The 18,463-nt window shown below is 37.5% G+C and carries 12 protein-coding genes; 9 read left to right on the top strand and 3 right to left on the bottom strand.

The features are described from left to right. The first annotated feature begins 60 nt into the window (after positions 1–60). From A3EM_RS0120090 to A3EM_RS0120070, 5 genes are all read left to right on the top strand, one after another. Positions 61–1,401, top strand: a complete 1,341-nt coding sequence (locus A3EM_RS0120090) for an ATP-binding protein (protein WP_020530040.1) — start codon at positions 61–63, stop codon at positions 1,399–1,401. After that, on the top strand, positions 1,402–2,646 hold the full coding sequence (locus tag A3EM_RS0120085) for a tetratricopeptide repeat protein (RefSeq protein WP_020530039.1): 1,245 nt from the start codon (positions 1,402–1,404) through the stop codon (positions 2,644–2,646). Between the two features lie 68 nt (positions 2,647–2,714). Then, positions 2,715–3,767: a LacI family DNA-binding transcriptional regulator gene (locus tag A3EM_RS0120080; protein ID WP_020530038.1), complete on the top strand. Its 1,053-nt coding sequence runs from the start codon at positions 2,715–2,717 to the stop codon at positions 3,765–3,767. Positions 3,768–3,857: 90 nt separating this feature from the next. Beyond that, positions 3,858–4,331: a DUF4293 domain-containing protein gene (locus tag A3EM_RS0120075; RefSeq protein WP_020530037.1), complete on the top strand. Its 474-nt coding sequence runs from the start codon at positions 3,858–3,860 to the stop codon at positions 4,329–4,331. Positions 4,332–4,403: 72 nt separating this feature from the next. Beyond that, entirely contained in the window at positions 4,404–4,961 is a 558-nt protein-coding gene (locus A3EM_RS0120070) for a hypothetical protein (protein WP_020530036.1), read from the top strand. Between the two features lie 148 nt (positions 4,962–5,109). Here the strand turns inward: A3EM_RS0120070 and A3EM_RS0120065 are convergent, their stop codons facing one another. From A3EM_RS0120065 to A3EM_RS0120050, 3 genes are all read right to left on the bottom strand, one after another. Further along, positions 5,110–6,354: an RNA polymerase sigma factor gene (locus tag A3EM_RS0120065; RefSeq protein ID WP_020530035.1), complete on the bottom strand. Its 1,245-nt coding sequence runs from the start codon at positions 6,352–6,354 to the stop codon at positions 5,110–5,112. Between the two features lie 238 nt (positions 6,355–6,592). After that, positions 6,593–6,940 carry a YciI family protein gene (locus tag A3EM_RS0120055; RefSeq protein WP_020530034.1) on the bottom strand — a complete coding sequence of 116 codons (348 nt, stop codon included), beginning with the start codon at positions 6,938–6,940 and terminating at the stop codon, positions 6,593–6,595. 170 nt (positions 6,941–7,110) lie between these two features. After that, a complete protein-coding gene (locus A3EM_RS0120050; RefSeq protein WP_083925274.1) occupies positions 7,111–9,492 on the bottom strand; it encodes a SpoIIE family protein phosphatase in 2,382 nt (793 codons plus the stop codon). A 241-nt stretch (positions 9,493–9,733) separates the two neighbouring features. Here A3EM_RS0120050 and A3EM_RS0120045 point away from each other — a divergent pair, with 241 nt between their 5' ends. From A3EM_RS0120045 to A3EM_RS0120025, 4 genes are all read left to right on the top strand, one after another. Next, on the top strand, positions 9,734–9,976 hold the full coding sequence (locus A3EM_RS0120045; protein WP_020530032.1) for a hypothetical protein: 243 nt from the start codon (positions 9,734–9,736) through the stop codon (positions 9,974–9,976). A gap of 289 nt (positions 9,977–10,265) precedes the next feature. Beyond that, positions 10,266–10,910 carry an OB-fold-containig protein gene (locus A3EM_RS0120035; protein ID WP_020530030.1) on the top strand — a complete coding sequence of 215 codons (645 nt, stop codon included), beginning with the start codon at positions 10,266–10,268 and terminating at the stop codon, positions 10,908–10,910. 59 nt (positions 10,911–10,969) lie between these two features. Beyond that, on the top strand, positions 10,970–13,162 hold the full coding sequence (locus A3EM_RS0120030; protein WP_020530029.1) for a flotillin family protein: 2,193 nt from the start codon (positions 10,970–10,972) through the stop codon (positions 13,160–13,162). A gap of 291 nt (positions 13,163–13,453) precedes the next feature. Further along, the gene (locus tag A3EM_RS0120025; RefSeq protein WP_026210438.1) at positions 13,454–18,397 is read left to right on the top strand and encodes a DNA repair ATPase; all 4,944 of its coding nucleotides are present in this window, start codon (positions 13,454–13,456) and stop codon (positions 18,395–18,397) included. The last annotated feature ends 66 nt before the right edge of the window (positions 18,398–18,463 follow it).

Genomic DNA, 18,463 nt, shown 5'->3' with positions numbered 1-18,463 from the left:
AAAGAATTTCAGATATTGACAGGGCTGGTTTATATTTGATGGATAAAAAATCGAAATAATTTGGAACAGGACGAACTAAATAATCTAAAAGAGGCGATAAAAAATTCTCCGGAGAATATTCCCCTACGAAAATATCTGGCTGAATTATTAATGAAACACAAAAGATACGAAGAGGCTGAGCTGGAATATAAGGCTGGCCTTCAGTATTCGGCTGATGATTTACAATTAAAAATTGGACTGGCAGAATCCTTTTTGCACCAGGGGAAAATTTCGGCAGGTTTGGTGTTGGTGGAGTCCATTCAGGTAGAGGAAAAAGTACCTGTTAAAACCTGGCTGCTTTATGCCAAGTTACTTTTCGAGAATAAACAACTACTAGAAGCCAAAGACAATTATGAGAAGGCTTTAATTCTGGATCCATCCCTTGCCGATAGTTATTTTGAGTCTGAAATGAATATGAGCATCCAACAGGATGAAAATCAGGGGCCAGAGAAAATAAAACTGGGTTCAGGTGAGACTGATGAAGATAAAGACATTGAAATTGAAAAGCCTGAGGTGAATTTTGAGCAGGTGGGAGGGATGGAAAACCTGAAAGAGGAGATTCGAATGAAGATAATCGCCCCGCTGAAACATCCGGAGATTTTTAAGGCTTACGGAAAAAAGATTGGTGGTGGAATTCTAATGTATGGCCCTCCGGGTTGTGGTAAGACACATTTGGCAAGGGCTACTGCCGGAGAAGTAAATGCAAATTTTATTTCTGTGGGCATCAGTGATATTTTAGATTTGTACTTGGGGCAAAGTGAGAAAAATCTGCATGCGATTTTTGAAAAAGCCAGACGCCTAAAGCCTTCAGTATTATTTTTTGATGAAGTGGATGCACTTGGTGCCAACCGAACTGACATGAGGCAAAGTTCTGCCCGACAGTTAATCAATCAGTTTTTATCGGAAATGGATGGCATTGAATATTCCAATGATGGGGTATTGATTTTAGCGGCTACCAATGCTCCTTGGCATTTAGATCCAGCTTTCAGACGTCCAGGAAGATTTGATAGAATCCTGTTTGTCCCGCCACCCGATCAGGAAGCTAGGGAATCGATTTTGGATATTAAACTAAAAGAAAAACCCACAGATAAAATTGATTATAAAAAAATAGTAAAAAATACTCAGGATTATTCAGGGGCCGATCTGAACGCTATAATTGACCTGGCGATTGAATCTAAACTGGAAGAATCATTTAAGAAAGGGATTCCCGTGCCCATTGGGACAAAAGATTTGCTTCAGGCCAGTAAAAAACATAAGGCTTCAACCAAAGAGTGGTTTAATACAGCAAAAAATTATGCTTTATTTTCCAATGAATCTGGTTTGTATGATGATATTTTAGATTATTTAAAAATTAAGAAATAAATGAGTGGGTTTTTATTCAGGGCACAAATCCTGGTGCAGCAAGACAGATTTAAAGAAGCAGAAACCGAATTAAAAAAAGCCATTGCAGAAAACCCAAACGATGCTATGGCCTATGCTTTTCTGGCTGAATGTCAGTCGGAAAGTAACGAGCATGAGCAGGCTTTGAAGATGATCAAAAAGGCACTTTCCATAGATCCGGGAAATGCTTCATTTTTTTATATTTTATCCAAAGTCTATCTTCACTGGGGAAAACTGAAAGAAGCGGAAGAAGCTATAGATGAGGCAATTGGCCTTGATCCTTATGATGCAAATTATTTCCTGATCAAATCAAACATTGCTTACCAGAAAGGCAATTGGGAAAAATCCTTAAGCTTTGCGGAAAAAGGCCTGGAAGTAGAGGCAGAGCATGTAGGCTGCATCAATATGAGAGCCATGGCTTTAGTAAAACTGAACAGGAAAAAGGAAGCTGCTCAGGTGATGGATTATGCTTTGAATAAAGAGCCTGAAAATTCTTATTCCCATGCCAATAAAGGATGGGCAAAGATCGAATTGGGGGAATACAATGAGGCGATGGAGATCTTTAAAGAAGCATTAAGGCTGGACCCCAATAACCAGTATGCTAAGGAAGGGCTAAAAGAATCGATTAAAGGGAAAAACTATTTGTACCGTATTATCCTGAATTATTTCCTCTGGATGTCCAAATTGAGTAAAAATGGCAAGTGGTTTATGATTATCGGGCTTTATGTGGTATTTCGTTTCCTGAGGAATTTTGCCGAAAGTAATCCCGAGTTTGCACCATTAATTTATCCCCTGATTGCGGTTTACATCCTTTTTGTGTTTTCTACCTGGATTGCCACACCGGTATCAGATTTATTTTTGCGCTTGCATCCATTGGGTAAACATGCACTTTCCAAAGATGAAATCTTTGGCTCTAATCTGGTAGGATTATTTTTAGTGGGCGGAATACTTACAGTGGTGTCTTCTTTTATATTTGATTTGCCCAGGCTAATCTTATTTGGAGGATGGGCTATTTTTATGCTGATTCCCATAGGTGGTACCTTTTCAACCGTCCCAAAATCTAAAGGTAGGGTAATTGTTTCTCTTTATACTGCAGCGCTGGGAATTGTAGGGCTATTGGGGCTCACCCTAAATGATGAAATTAATGGTATATTTTTGATGGCATTTGTAATAGGGTTCTTTCTTTTTACATGGGTAGTAAACTACTTTGCAATTAATAAAAGGTAAGCTTCCCTAAATTTGAAATTCATTGGGTTTATTCGGAATTTTATCTTTTGGCAAATTGAAAATGAAAAATGAAGAGCAGTAAAAAAAGACTAATTGATATTGCCAGGGAATTGAAAGTTTCCACTACCACGGTTTCCCGTGCTTTAAATGGCAACCCAAAAGTAGGTGAAGCCACCAGAAAAGCTATTGTGGATTTGGCCAAAGAATGGGACTACCGGCCTAATATTCATGCACTTAGCCTGAAGAAAAAAGAGACACATGCATTGGGTCTTATAATCCCGGAGTTTACCCACTATTTCTTTTCTCTGGTGATGAATGGCATAGAAGATATTGCCAATAAGGCCGGTTATCATTTGATGATTTGTACCTCAAAGGAGTTGTATGAGAAGGAGAAAAAAGCCACTCAAATGCTTTCCGACTCCATGGTTGATGGTTTTTTAATTGCCCCGGCCATTGAGTCTGAGGATTTTGCACATTTCCACCGCTTAAAAGATGATGGTTATCCCATCGTTTTTTTCGACCGAAACTGTGAAGATTTAGAGTGTCCTTATGTGATCACAGATGATTTTGATGGAGCTAATCAGGCGGTCAATTACCTGATCAGTTCAGGCTGCAAGAATATCCTGCATCTAAAAGGACCGGAAAGTCTTCACCCAACTTTTACCAGATTTATGGGGTATCGGAATGCACATAAGAAAAACGGGCTTGAAATAAAAGAAGCCAACGTTTTGAAATGGCAAAATACTGAGCAGGAAAGAAAAAATCAGATTAAAGAAATATTGAAAAATAATAATTCAATTGATGGCATTTTTGCTTACAACGATTATGTAGCCTATGAAGCAGTTGAGGTTTGCCTGGAAATGGGAATTAAAATGCCAGATCAGCTTTCAATAATGGGTTATGCAGATGAACCGGTTGCTTCTTATATTACCCCAAAACTGTCCACAGTGAAACAACCAGCCTTCGAAATGGGCAAACACGCAGCAGAACTGTTATTGGAATTATTAAGGAAAAGCCCTGTAGATGAAGATGCACTTCATCCCATTATAGAGGAAAAAGAAGTTAAATCGGAAATGATTAAGACATCTCTTGTCCTGAGAGAAACCACACGGAAAGTTTAATTATTGACCATTCAGCCTAAAGAATTCGATTGGGTTTTTTAATAAAACTCCATTACCTAACTTTGCGCTCTAATTTAATTTATAGTAACAATGATTCAGCGAATACAAAGTATATTTTTAGCCATTTCGGCCATTGCCATGTTTGCCATGTTGTTTTTGCCTCTATGGCAGAAATATAATCCGGAAACCGAACAGAGAGCATTATTAACGGCCATTGAATTATCATATACAGAAGGAGATGAAGTAAAACAGCATGTCTACACCTTCTATATCGCTATTATGGCATTTGTTTCCTCCATTATTTCGGTTGGCTCATTATTCAGCTACCACAACCGCATGAAACAAATGAAATTGAACATGATCAATTCACTGGTGATGGCGATTACGATTGGGCTTACCATTTATTTCCTATTCGAAGGAGAGAAAATGTTTGAAGTCAGTAAACAAGGACAATGGGGCTATGGCTTTTTCTGTGTACCAATAGCCTTATTCTGTAATTCTATTGCTAATAGGTTCATCAGAAAAGATGAAAAACTGGTAAGAAGTGCCGATAGATTGAGATAATCTATTTAATTTTTTAAATTAACAAAACTTGTATTTATTTGGGTGTTTGCCTGATCTCGAAAATTAACTTACATGATAATATTTAATTTAATCGAAGACCTATTATTTTCTAAAGCTATTCCTCCAATAAAAAGTTGGGTTAGTAAAAATGAGATTATTGACACAATAGGAGTTCCAGATGAGGAAATAAGAAAGGATATAACAACTGAAATAAGGTATGGCAATTATTCATTGATATTTGAAAATTATAGTGGTGATTTACTAGAAATAAATAATATAAATGATGAGCCTTTTGAAAATCCTAATAAATTATTTAGTAATTTACTATATAGTAATAGTAAGTTATCTGTGATTGCTCATGGAGATAATTCCATAATAAAGGAAGTTTTATACTTATTTGGAGAATTACGGTTTTTACTTGACAAAAAAGGGATAAAGTATAATATCCAAAAGGTAAGACGAAGTAATTTAGTCGAGATGATTATTTTACAGCATGAAAATGGATTGTTTTTAGAGTTTATGAATATTGAGAGTTCATATAATGACCCATATCCAAATGGAAAACCATATTTTAAAGTGAAACAAATTAAAGAGGAAAAAGATTATGTCCTATGTGGAATATGGTATTAATCAAATAGCGCAAGCGTCCGCTTGTGCTTAAAAATGATTTTCAGCGTCTCGCTGAATCGTCAAAAGTTCAGGAAAACAGCGAGACGCTGTTCAAAAGGTAAGATCCAAGGGAGACCCTTGAACCATTAAGTATAGAGATTTAATTCTCTTAATCCTTTCCAATCTTTCCCAAAAGAAACTTTTTTTCCGGCTCAGTTTGAGCACAATCATAAGCCAACTGATAGCATTCCTGTGCTTTGCAATCCTCTCCACATTCCTTGTAAAAATCACCCAATGTTGTATGATAAATAGTATTTTCTTTTAATTCAGCAAGTTTTAATAATTCCTGAATAGCTTTTACCGGACCAATTACTTTGCCCAATGCAATGGCTCGGTTTAATTTGATTATCGGAGAGGGTTTTAAGGTTAAAAGCTGATCGTAAAGGCTTAGAATAGTTTTCCAATTGGTTTCCTCATAATGTTCAGCAGTGCAGTGAATACTGGCTATAGCAGCTTCCAGGTGGTATTCCGTAACAATTCCTTTTTGAGAGAATTGGAAATGGTAAAAGCCTTTTTCAATCAATTCCTTGTTCCATAATTTCCGGTTTTGAAAAGGCAAAAGAATCACTTCTCCGGCTTCATTTGTTCTGGCCTCAAATCTTGCCGCATGAAAGCACATTAATGAAAGCAAAGCATGAGTGGAAGGCGTATTGGTGTTGGGATGGGAGATAAGTAAAATGGTTAGCCTCATGGCTTCAAGGCAAATGTCTTTTTTGATAACAGTGTTGGAATTGGCACTGTAATAACCTTCATTAAACAGCAGGTAAATGGATTTTAAAACCGCTTTGAGTCTTTTGTGAAGTGCCTTTCCCAAAGGTACTTCTAAAGGAATATTCTCCTGAATAATTTTCTTTTTGGCTCTTTGAATTCTTTTGGAAATGGTTTCTTCATTGGTTAAAAAAGCACTGGCAATCTCCTTGTGGCTAAATCCGCAAAGGGTTTTGAGTGTGAGGGCAATTTGAGCCTCAAGTTTCAGAGAAGGATGGCAGCAGGAGAATATCATTCGTAGTTGGCTATCCTGAATTTCTTCTTCCAGAAAAAGATTTTCAATAGTGGGAGAAAGGCTCCATTCAGATTGCAATAAAACCTGAAGTTGGGGAGAAGAAGAGGAAATTTTTCGATTCCTTCTCAGAATATCAATGGCTTTATTTTTCGCCACTCGGTACAACCAGCCATTAGGGTTTTGGGGAATTTCAAAACGCCAGTCATTTAGGGCTTTGATCATGGTTTCCTGGACTACATCCTGAGCCAGTTCCAGGTTTTCCAAACCAAATACTCTGGTTAAAACAGCAACCATCTTCCCAGACTCATGCCTGAAAAGATGGTCAACAAGCTTTTGCGATTTTTCCTGCATTTTTTGGATTTAGTACCAGTACTTTCATATTAATTGGACAAAAATAATCCAAAGCTGAAACCTTTCAATCAGGATTTTATCTTCCATTCTTTTTATAAGTGAAAGCTAAAGCCTCCCCTGTATCCACGGAATGCCACATCCCTCCAGAGGAAAAAAAATCAGTTTCTCCCTCTGGAGGGGGATAGGGGGAGGATATTAAAGTCTAAGCAAAATTTGGATTTTTAATACTGCCTGCTAATTATAAATCCATTGGTTGAATTTCTCTCACTTCTACGGTGCCATCAAATTCAAAAATCGGACATGCTTTGGAAATCTCCACAGCTTCATTAAAATTCTCTGCTTTGATTAACAAATAACCACCTACAATTTCTTTTCCCTCGGCAAAGGGTCCATCGGTGATTACCTCACCACCTTTTTCCAATACTTTTCCTTCATTTTTGAGAGGTTGTCCACCAAGGAGTTTTCCTTGTTCGCCCAGTCCGTGCATCCAGGCGCCCCATTTCTGCATATGTGCCTGCATTTCATCAGGAGATTGTTGTACAGCTCTACCATCTCCTCCTCTGAATAATAACAAAAATTCGTTCATAGTTTCTAAGTTTTTAGGGTTATAAATTAATAAAATTCACCCACATGACGAAAAGGATTTACACATCCGGACAAAAAAGAGAAAAAATTTTAAAGAAAATGTAAATTGAATAAAAAAGCTGCTTCAGAACACTTGAGCAGCCTTTCTCTAAATGAAATAAATAAAATGAATTAGTGCATCAAATTAGATTTTACGTAATCCTTAAGGTTGATTTTGGTGGGGAAGAATTTTTCAGGATCAATCCTGAATCCAATAATTAAAATATCATCTAGTTGTTTGTGGTCATCTCCCATCCAGGAGTTAATTTTCTCTTCCAAAATAAGATGCTGGGTTTTGATGGGGGAATGATGAATTTTAAGAAATAATTCTTTGAGGTTTTTGATCATGAATTTCCTGTTGTGGCTACCACCAAACTGATCCTGATATCCATCAGAAAAAATGTAGAAAGTAGTTTCCTGTTCCAGGTCAATTTCATGTTTTCCAAAAACTCTTTCGTCTTCTTTTTGCAAGCCTCCAATTGGATGTTTGTCGCCTTTTATATGGTGAAGTTCCCCATTTTGTATGTAAACCAGTGGGTTTTTAGCACCTGCAAATTCCATTTTATGTAGATTTCTGTCAATCACACACAAGGACATATCCATGCCATCTCTGTTTTCCGTTTCCCTTTGCCTTAAAACCTGCTGAACCCCTTCATGCATTTTTTTGAGAATTAATTCGGGTTTCAGAATCTTTTTCTGGTTCACAATTTCATCCAGCAAACCAGAACCAATAAGACTCATAAAAGCTCCGGGAACACCATGCCCCGTACAATCCACAGCAGCAATGATAATTTTGTTGCCTATTTCTGAAAACCAGTAAAAATCTCCACTTACCAAATCTCTTGGTTTAAAGAAAATAAAGGAATCGGGAATCAGTTTTTGTAAATTTTCAAATTGTGGCAATTTTGCTTTTTGAATTCTTTGGGCATAATTAATACTTCCCCTGATGTCCTTATAAGCTTTAGCCAGTTGGTTTGTCCTGATTTCAATATCATCTCTTTGCGCTTCAATTTCCTCTTTTTGCTGTTCTAAAGCAGCATTTTTCCTTAAAATATCATTCTTTTTCTCTTCCAGAGAAATGGCCATCATATTAAACATTTTGGTCAGGTAGCCAATTTCATCATCCGATTTCACTTCAAGTTGAATATTGAAATCTCCAGTGGCTAGTTTTTTACTTCCTTTGGCCAATTGCAAAATTGGAGAGGCAATGCGGTAGGCGATTACCAAAGCACAGGCGGTTACAATTATGGAAATAATCAGAATGAGTCCCAATAACCTGTATTTTAGTCCTGAAACCAGATCGAATACTTCCCCTTCTTCCATTTCGGAAATCAAGGCCCAATGAAGGTCTTCTGTTTGAATTGGGGTATAGCAACTGAGAACTTTTTTACCAAGGTAATTTGTAGTAGAAATTACTCCGGTATTTCCTGCAAGAGCTTCTTTTACGGCCTCTGAATTGACTTGCTGATACAATACTGAGGTATGCTGAGGACTGGTCATGCTGGAGACCTGTTTCTGTAAATCAACTTCGTCCGCATCTTCTGAAAATATGGCGGCCCGGTTTTCAATAATAAATCGGGAATCAGAACGCATTTTCATGTCACTACCCACCAGATAACTTTCTCCTGAATCCCCCATTCCTGCTTGTTGCCAGTTGCCATCACCCGCCATTACCCCATTGATTTTGTCGATAGGGATTTGCACTACAAGCACTCCAATTAACTTTCCGTCTTTTATGATCTGAGTACCCATAAAAGCTACCGGAGCATTAAATGAAGGTAGATATTGCTCAAAATCGTAATACTGAATGCTCTGACCAGCCGGATTATTCAACACAATTTTGAAAATCTTTCCCAAACTCGATTTTTCAAATGGTCCTTTAGTCAAACTGGTTGCATAATCCACTTTTTTTGCTGCTGAGTACACAATGTAACCTGTGTGAGGATCAATGAGATAAAGGTCATCAAAACCAAAGTATTCTATAGAGCGTGAAATATCCGGGTGGAAATAATCATGTACACTTTTGTAAGGAAATTGCTCCTTAATTACTCCCCAGTTAGAGATATAGTTATATTGAAAAAACAGGGTTTTATGGTTGGTAGGATAAATATCGTAAAACAATTTTTCCTTTTCCTCTTTTTTAAACTCGGATAATTGTGTGAGATAAATATCATTATAATAATGCCTTACACCTTTGGTAAATTCTTTATTGATTACATTTTCATTGATATTGTGAAAGTGCATATTGAAGTTGGCCATGGCATCGGTAATCATCCGGCTTTTACCTAAAAAATTCACTTCTTCCTTCAGTTGGAAAAAATAATCTTCAATCGCTGTTTTTTTAATTTCTCTAACACTTTTCAAGTGGTTGTAAGCATCTTCTTCCACACTATTGACTACCACTTTGTATTCCATCCAAAGGGCAATGGAGAGTGGAACAGTCCCTATTAATAAGAAATAAAGAATTAGCTTATGCCTTATCCGCTTGGTCATATAAGATATTGAGAATTTCATTGGATACTAGTCAGGCTTAATTGTTATTTGGAAAAAGTGTTTCCAAATTACGAAAGATTAAGGATTTATTGTACTTTTTTGAGATTAAATCTGAAGTGTTGGAATTAATTTCGTCTGTAAATCAGTTGGTTATCACTAATTTATGGAATTATTATACGAATCGGTGTAATAAAAAACAGGATTATTCAACTAATTAAAAAAAATCTTTTGTAATCTTTCAGGATATAAATATCGACCAGCTATGAGTTTTGCCCAGGTAAAAGTGACTAACTACAAAGATATCCTCCACCCGCCATTTGCCGATTTGGCAGAGAAAAGGAATAAAATGATTTTAAAAAAAAATAAAGTAGGGAACAACAGGAGAATTAGTTTTTCGCCAAAACAAAAATTAAATGCCATAATTACAGCAAGGAAACAGGTAGATCTGATAATCAATAGTGTTTATGTAGTTACTGCAATAATTTTTCTGCTATCGCTTATATAATCCGTTATTGGGGTTTCGTTTGGAATAGGTGATTTTTATGAAAAAGAAATTTGACTGGAAAAAAAAGAAAAAATTTTTAAAGGAGAATTGTAATAAATTATCGAAATTACGGACCTACTTTTAAAATTTCAGATAGACCAGATTAAGTTTTTGTTTAACCATATAATTTCATGAATTTACCAATTGTGTTTGGTCAAATTTACCATGGTTAAAACCTTCTATGGTTATAAAAAGGAGAAAATCATAGACCAACTGAAAATTAATTTTAAACCACTTTACACTACAAGTCATGATAGAATTTCTTCAGGCTGCCTTATTACCGGTAAATATATTCTATACCTTTCTGATGGTGCTTACCATGCTGTATTGGTTTACGGTAATCATTGGAGTATTTGATATTAGTTCATTTGATGTGGATATCGATGTAGATATTGACGTTGATGTAGATATTGATGCTGAGGTGGATGCTGATATGGATACAGGTAGTTTTGGGATTGGCCAGGTGCTACATTTCTTCAATTTCGGAGAAGTCCCCTTTATGATTATTTTTAGTTTTCTATCCCTTTTTATGTGGGTTTCCTCCATATTGGCCAACCACTATTTGGGAAATTCCTCATGGTTAATTGCTTTGGGTTTATTTATCCCCATTTTTATTGGTTGCTTATTTCTAACAAAGTTTGCGACTTATCCAATTATGAAACTTTTTCATTTGGCTGAAAAAGAGGAAGATACTAGAGTGGTCGGAAAAATCTGTAAAGTGATTATTTCGGCAGATGCTAATAGTTTAGGACAGGCAGAGGTGGTAACTAAACAATCCACACAGCTAATTAATATTAAAGCAAATGGTGATAACATTCTCGATAAGGGATCAAATGGATTGATTCTGGAATATAACAGTGATAAAAATTTCTATATGGTTGAGCCTTATAATTAGTTCAATTTCAGGTGTTTGTGTAAAATCTAATCAAATATAAATTCTTAATAAAATAAAATATGATATCAGGAGCATTATTCAGCAGTATCATTGTAGTGGCAGTGATAGTATTTGGAATAGTAATTTTTTTCGTAACCTGTTATAAGAAGGTCCCACAGGGAAAAGCCCTTGTAAAAACAGGAGCTGGAGGCATAAAAATCTCTTTCAATGGCATTACAGTTATACCAGTATTTCATAGGATGGAAATGATGGATATTTCCCTAAAGAGTGTGGAAATCCAAAGGGCTGGCAAAGAAGGATTAATTTGCAAGGATAATTTAAGGGCAGATATCAAAGTGGTCTTTTTTGTAAGGGTAAATAACAATGAAGAAGATGTGAAAAAAGTAGCACAAGCCATTGGTACAGACAGAGCATCAGATACAGAATTACTGGTGAATTTATTTGAAGCCAAATTTTCAGAAGCATTAAAAACAGTGGGTAAACGGTTTGATTTTGTAGAGCTTTATACCTCAAGAGAGCAGTTCAAAAAAGAAATTCTGAATATTATTGGTACGGATCTGAATGGTTATGTTTTGGATGATTGTGCGATTGATTATCTTGAACAAACATCTGTAAGTAACCTGAACCCTGATAATATCATGGACTCTGAGGGTATTAAGAAAATTACTGAATTAACCGCTTCTCAAAAAATTCAGGCAAACTTAATCAGAAATGATGAGGTGAAGAGAATTAAAAAACAGGATGTAGAAGCAAAAGAAACAGTATTAGAACTGGAAAGACAACAAACGGAGGCAGAAGAAAAACAGAAAAGGGAAATTGCCATCATTAGATCCAGAGAAGATGCTGCTGCTGCCCAGGTAGAGCAGGAAGAAAAACTAAAGGCAGAAAGAGCCAAAATAGCCACTGATGAAGAAATAGAAATTGCACAGCAAAACAAAGAAAGACAGGTGTTGGTGGCTGAGAAAAATAAACAAAGAACCGAAGTTATTGAGGATGAGCGCATCCAGAAAGAAAAAGAACTGGAAGCTAATGAAAGAGAGAAAGTGGTAGAATTGGCCAAAATTGATAAAGAAAAAGCGGTAGAAGAGGAGAAAAGAAATATTCAGGATGTGATTAGAGAGAGAGTTGTAGTGGAAAAAGCGGTAGTAGAAGAGGAGGAGAAAATTAAGGATACTAAGGCATATGCAGAGGCTGATAGAAACAAAAAAGTAGCCATCACAAATGCTGAGAAAAATGCAGAAGAGGCATTGGTAGAACAATTAAAAGCGGCTGAAGCTGCTCACAAAGCATCGGAAATTAAGGCTAAGCAAGTCATGGTAGAAGCGAATGCGCAATTGCAGGCTTCCGAGAAACAAGCAGATTCGAAGAAAATCCTGGCGGATGCAAAAGTAGTAGAATCTGCAGCTGATGGACTTGCTGAAGCTAAGGTGATGGAAGCCAAAGCCAAATCACATGAATTGGAAGGCGAAGTGGAAGCCAGATTAATTGAAAAGAAAATGATTGCCGAAGCCAAAGGAATTGAAGTAAAATCAGCTGCAATTGAGAAGCAGGGAGCTGCTGAAGCTAAGGTGATGCAGGATAAAGGTAAAGTCGAAGCCGAGATCATTGAGGTGAAATCGATAGCAGAAGCGAAAGGACTGGAAGCTAAAGCAGTGGCAAAAGAGAAAGAAGGATTTGCCGAAGCAGAAGTGATGAAGAAAAAAGCAATTGTGGAAGCAGATAGAATTAAAGCAGAAGCAGAAGCTGTTCAGGCCATGGATGGGGTGGCCAGAGAATTGGAAGAATTCAGATTGAATTTGAATACCAATAAGGAAATTGAATTGGCGAAGATTGCAGCACAAAAAGATATCGCCAAGGCACAGGCAGATGTATTGGCTGAAGGATTGAAATCTGCGAAAATTGATATCGTTGGTGGCGAAACCATGTTCTTCGAGAAAATTGTGCAATCTATTTCTAATGGTAAATCTGTAGATGGTTATGTGAATAACAGTGAAGTGCTTAAGGATGTAAAAAATAACCTGCTGACCAATGGTGATGGTAATATAATTGAAAATATTAAAGGTTATATCCAACAATTCGGCTTGACAACCAATGATATTAAAAACCTGAGCGTGGCTGCCTTGCTCAGCAAATTAATTAAAATGACAGATGATCCTGGAGCAAAATCCACTTTGGAAGATATTTTCGAAAAGGCAAGGAACTCGGGAATGGCCAATGTAGCCATTGATTCCCTTGGAGTTTTTAAGGCTTAGGTATTTTAATAACCTTCCCCCAACCTCGGAATGCCGAACCACTTCCAGAAGGGGAGATAAGATGTAATTCCCCCTCGCTAAGGGGGTTAGGGGGAGGTTTAATTACGACCTGGCTTAAGTATCAAGCGAAGCGATTACTTAAGCCTTTTAATAAAGGAAAGTTTGCAACTTTCCTGAATTGCATAGCCAGTTAAAAACTGGCTTTTATTTGTAAGACTAAAGTTGCAAACTTTAGCCAGAAGGCAAAGAAACATAGATAACAAATCATCTGTAAAAAAGCTTAAAGATAAAATGGCTGAAGATCATACAGAAAATATACAAAATGAGGAAGTGAAGCTGGAAGGTGGGACTTATGAAATCATTAGAAAAAGACTTGAAAAACAGGGGCTTGAGTTAAATTCCCGGTTGGAAAAGCTTAATCAATCCCGGAAAAAAGTTTTTGGATCAATTGAAACAAAACTGCTGGGTACGGAGCGAATTGCCACTTCCAATAATTGTATCGCCCGGGACATGGTGCCTATTGGCAACCAGTTCATTTTTGGGTACAACGTGCACATGGGTTTGAAAACGGAGATGAATTTAGCCGATGTTTTTAATGTCTATGAATACCATTCTGCTGATCATTCTTTCCATGAAAAAGGACTGGATTTAATTCATGACAAGCGTTTTGAAACAGACTTTCGTGAACTTTATAAATATTACAAAGAAACCACTTTTGAGAAGTTTATCATTATCGGTCCTAATCTTTATTTTAAGTTTAGAATTGGGAAAAACAAAACGGATATTAAGGCCTTTAAATTTGTGATTGAAGGCAAGCACCTGAAATATGTTGACAACAGAAGTGACCATGAAATAAGATTTCCCGCCCAGCATGAGTTTGAGTGGAAAAGAACCCACAGAGATTTACACAGGGAAGGGAAATATCCCCATATTTCCATTTTGGATAGGGTTTTTGTAGAAACCATTGGTGGTGATCTTACCGTAAAAGTGGAGGATAATACCGATTCCGGAAGGGGAATTTATGAAGAAGCTGTGGAGAATTCCATGCAAACCCTGGATGATGCCGAGATCTTTTATGCCGATTTGGGTAATCTGATTTTAATGAAAATCAAACCCTATCAGGAAAAGGATTTCCGATACCTGATTTTTAATGAAAAGTTGGGGGAAGTTAAAAGAATTGATGCCATAAATGATGCCTGTATTCTGCTTCCCGATGAGCAGGGGATTATTTTTTCCAATGGCTATTATTTGCAAAGTGGAGAGCTTAAAATTTTTGATAGTCAATTAACCGACATGCGGTTTGAGCAGAAAATTCCCTCTCCCAACGGAGAAGATTTTTTATTTGTATTCTACAGCCAGGAATCGGGGGATTATATATTGCTTTCCTATAATGTGATTGGCCAAAAGGTAGAAACACCGATTACCTGTAGTGGTTATTCCCTCTTTTTCAATGGGGAAATGGTTTATTTTAAAGCCGATCATAACCCTAAAAAACAACATGCTTTGCAGGTTTGGCAAACACCTTATTTGCATCCTGATCATGAAGCGCCAAGTGCCATGGCTGATAATTATTTGTACAAAGTAGGAAACAAGGACATTGTTGGAGCGATGGCGGCCTGCAATGAATTATTCAACCTCACCCAGCGTGATGATTCTTATTCCGGATTGTATATTGACTTGGCCCAAAAATCGGCTGAAATTCTGGATAGTTATTTTTGGCTGAATAAGGCAGAAGCTTTTCAGCTGGATGAAACTATTGCAGAAATTAAAAATTCAGCAACCTCGGCCATCGATGAATTTGATAAGGTTACTAAAGTAAAGGAAAATACCAGTGCGGAAGTGAAGCGGGTTTCGGAAAAAGTTGAGGCTTTACTCAAAGAAGTTGACCGGAAAATTTTTAAGGATATTGATGAGTTTGTGAAGTTTCTGGCGGACTTCCGAATGGCGAGCGGAGAGGTGATTTCCCTAAAAGATTTGCGCTATGTGGATGAAGAACTGGTAGAAAAATATGAATTATCGATAAAAGAAAAATCGGAGAAACTTTCTGAGAAATGTGTAGAATTTCTGTTGCGTGATGATTCCCTGGAGCATTATATTCAGCAAGTAGGGATTCAGAAAGAAGGTATTGCCAAGGTAGAAACGGTAAATGAGGCGGAAAAGCTTGGAGAAACCATTGACCAATTGGGCAGTGATTTGGAATTGCTAATTGATATTGTCAGTAATCTGAAAATTCAGGATTCTACCAAAACTACAGAAATTATTGAGCGGATTTCCGAGATTTATGCGAACCTGAATAATGTAAAAGCGCAACTCAGAAATAAGAGAAAAGAATTACTCAGCACGGAAGCAGTAGCCGAATTCAATGCCCAGCTCAAACTGATGAATCAGGCGGTGGTGAATTATATTGAGGTGAGTGATACCCCTGAAAAATGTGAAGAATACCTCACCAAGCTCATGGTGAAAGTGGAAGAACTGGAAGGGAAATTTGCCGATTTCGATGAATTTATTGTAGAGCTTACCGAAAAGCGAAGTGAAATTTACAATGCTTTTGAAGCCAAAAAGCTCAATCTGATTGAGGCCAGAAATAAAAAGGCCAATGCCCTGATGAGTGCTGCCGAGCGAATTCTGAAAGGGGTGAAAAGCAAAGTGGGAACATTGCCCACACTTAATGAAATTAATGGCTATTTCGCTTCTGATTTAATGATCGAAAAAGTGAGAGAGATCATTAAGCAATTAACCGATTTGGACGATGCCGTGAAATCTGATGATATTCAGAGTCGGCTGAAAACCCTCAAGGAGGACAGCATCAGGCAATTAAAAGATAAAAATGAGCTTTTTGTAGATGGCGAAAATGTAATCAAATTTGGGAGACATAAATTTTCTGTAAATGTGCAGGAATTTGATTTGTCGATTGTACCCAAAAACGGGGAAATGTTTTACCATCTGGCAGGAACAAATTTCTTTGAGAAAGTGGAAAATGAAGCATTTTTGGCTACCAAAAGTGTGTGGAATCAAAGTCTTATTTCCGAAAATAAGGACGTTTACCGGGCTGAATATTTAGCCTGGCAAATTTTAAAGGATTTTATCAAAGGTGATCTTGAAGCCAATCTGAAGGATTTGCCCAAAAAAGAATTTCTTGAATTTGTACAGAAATACATGGCTCCCCGGTATCATGAGGGCTATGTAAAAGGGCTTCATGATCAGGACACGGCCTTAATCCTTTGGGATTTGCTGGATCTCCATCAGCAAATGGGTTTGTTGCGATATGATACCAATTCAAGAGCTTGTGCGGCTTTTTACTGGCACCATCTGGCTGCGGCAGAAAAGAAAAATATTTTGGGGCATCAGATAAAAGGTATCGGTATCATCCTAAAAGTGTTCCCCGATAGCCGGGAATATCAGGAAGTGCTGGAGGATTTGATGGAGGATATGGAAACAAAAATTTCCCCAACTGAGCTTTTTGATACCGAACTAATATCCTCAGCAGCCGAATATCTTTTCTTCGAACTTTGTCATAACGATGAATTTGTCATCAGTAAGGAAGCGGCTGATATTTGGCATGGATTCCATGATTTTATCAAAAGACAGAAGGTAGTTAAGGCATATGAACAATCCTTAAAAGAACTGGAAGAAGCGCCCATAGAGCGATTTCAGTTGATTAAAAACTGGATAAAAGCGTATCTGAAAAATGCTGCTACAGATTTGGGAGTGATTGGAGCTGAGAAGTTTATTGATGAAGTTGCCGGTTTATTGTACAGTGGAAGTTTCCAGCCGAAACTGGTGGTGGAAGTGGCTTCTACCCGGAAATTGAGCAAACTTGCCGGAGATCATTCCGTGATTGAAAAAGGGGAGTATTTGCTGGATTATAATCAATTTGAAAGGAAACTGACTGATTTTGAAAAACATGCAGTACCTAAATTTCAGCAATTTGAAGCCTTGAAAAAATCGCTTACTGCGGAGTTTAAAAGCCAGATCAGGCTGGATGAATTTAAGCCACGAGTGCTGACTTCATTCGTGCGAAACAGGCTGATTGATGAAGTTTATCTGCCTTTAATTGGGGATAACCTGGCCAAACAGATTGGGGTAGTGGGTGACCAGAAAAGAACTGACCTGATGGGAATGTTGCTATTGGTTTCTCCTCCGGGATATGGTAAAACCACTTTAATGGAATATATCGCCAACAGGCTGGGAGTGATTTTTATGAAAATAAACGGGCCGGCCATTGGGCATCAGGTGACTTCCATCGATCCGGGAGAAGCGAAGAATGCCACTTCAAGAGAGGAATTGAAAAAACTGAATCTGGCTTTTGAAATGGGAGATAATGTGATGATTTACCTGGATGATATTCAGCACTGTAATCCCGAGTTTTTACAGAAATTCATCTCCCTTTGTGATGGGCAAAGGAAAATAGAAGGAGTTTACAAAGGTGTCACCAGGACTTATGACATGCGGGGAAAAAAGGTTTGTGTGGTGATGGCGGGTAATCCTTATACCGAAAGTGGGGAAAAATTCCAGATACCCGATATGTTAGCCAACAGGGCGGATACTTATAATCTGGGAGATATTATTGGCGGTTCGGATGAAGCTTTCAAATTGAGTTACATAGAAAATTCCCTTACTTCCAATTCCGTATTAAGCAAACTGACTGGTAAAAGTAAAAAGGATATTTATACCATTATCAGGTTGGCGAAAACGGATAATCGGGAAGGAATTTCCTTCGAATCCAATATTTCTGCTGAAGAGCTGAATGAATATGTTTCCGTGATGAAAAAGCTGCTCATCGTGCAGGAAGTCATCCTGAAAGTGAATTTGCAATATATTGATTCAGCCGCTCAGGAGGATGATTTCAGAACAGAACCGGCTTTCAAATTGCAGGGTTCTTACAGGAATATGAATAAACTGGCAGAAAAAATATTTTCGGTAATGAATGACAAAGAATTGGAAACCTTGCTCTTGAGTCATTACGAAAACGAATCCCAAACCCTGACTTCCGGAGCAGAAGCCAACCTGTTGAAGTTTAAAGAACTGGTAGGGAAATTAGGAGAAGAAGAAGCCAAGAGGTGGGTGGAAATCAAAACCAAATTCCAGAAAAACCAGCGTTTCAAAGGCATGGGCAATCAGGACCAAATGACCCAGGTACTCATGCAAATGACCAGCTTCACCGATGGCTTAGAAGGCATTAAAAATGTATTGGAACAAGCTGCAAAGCAAAGGAAGAATGGGGGTGGGGAGTAGTTGGATATTAAAAATGCTGTTCGTCATTTGCAATGGCGAACTACTATTGTTGGATTTTTAATTTAA

This window comes from Flexithrix dorotheae DSM 6795, from assembly GCF_000379765.1.
GTDB classification, from domain to species: Bacteria; Bacteroidota; Bacteroidia; order Cytophagales; family Flammeovirgaceae; genus Flexithrix; species Flexithrix dorotheae.
The sequence above is the reverse complement of the archived record's forward strand: the minus strand, read 5'-3'. Positions and strand labels throughout refer to the sequence as shown.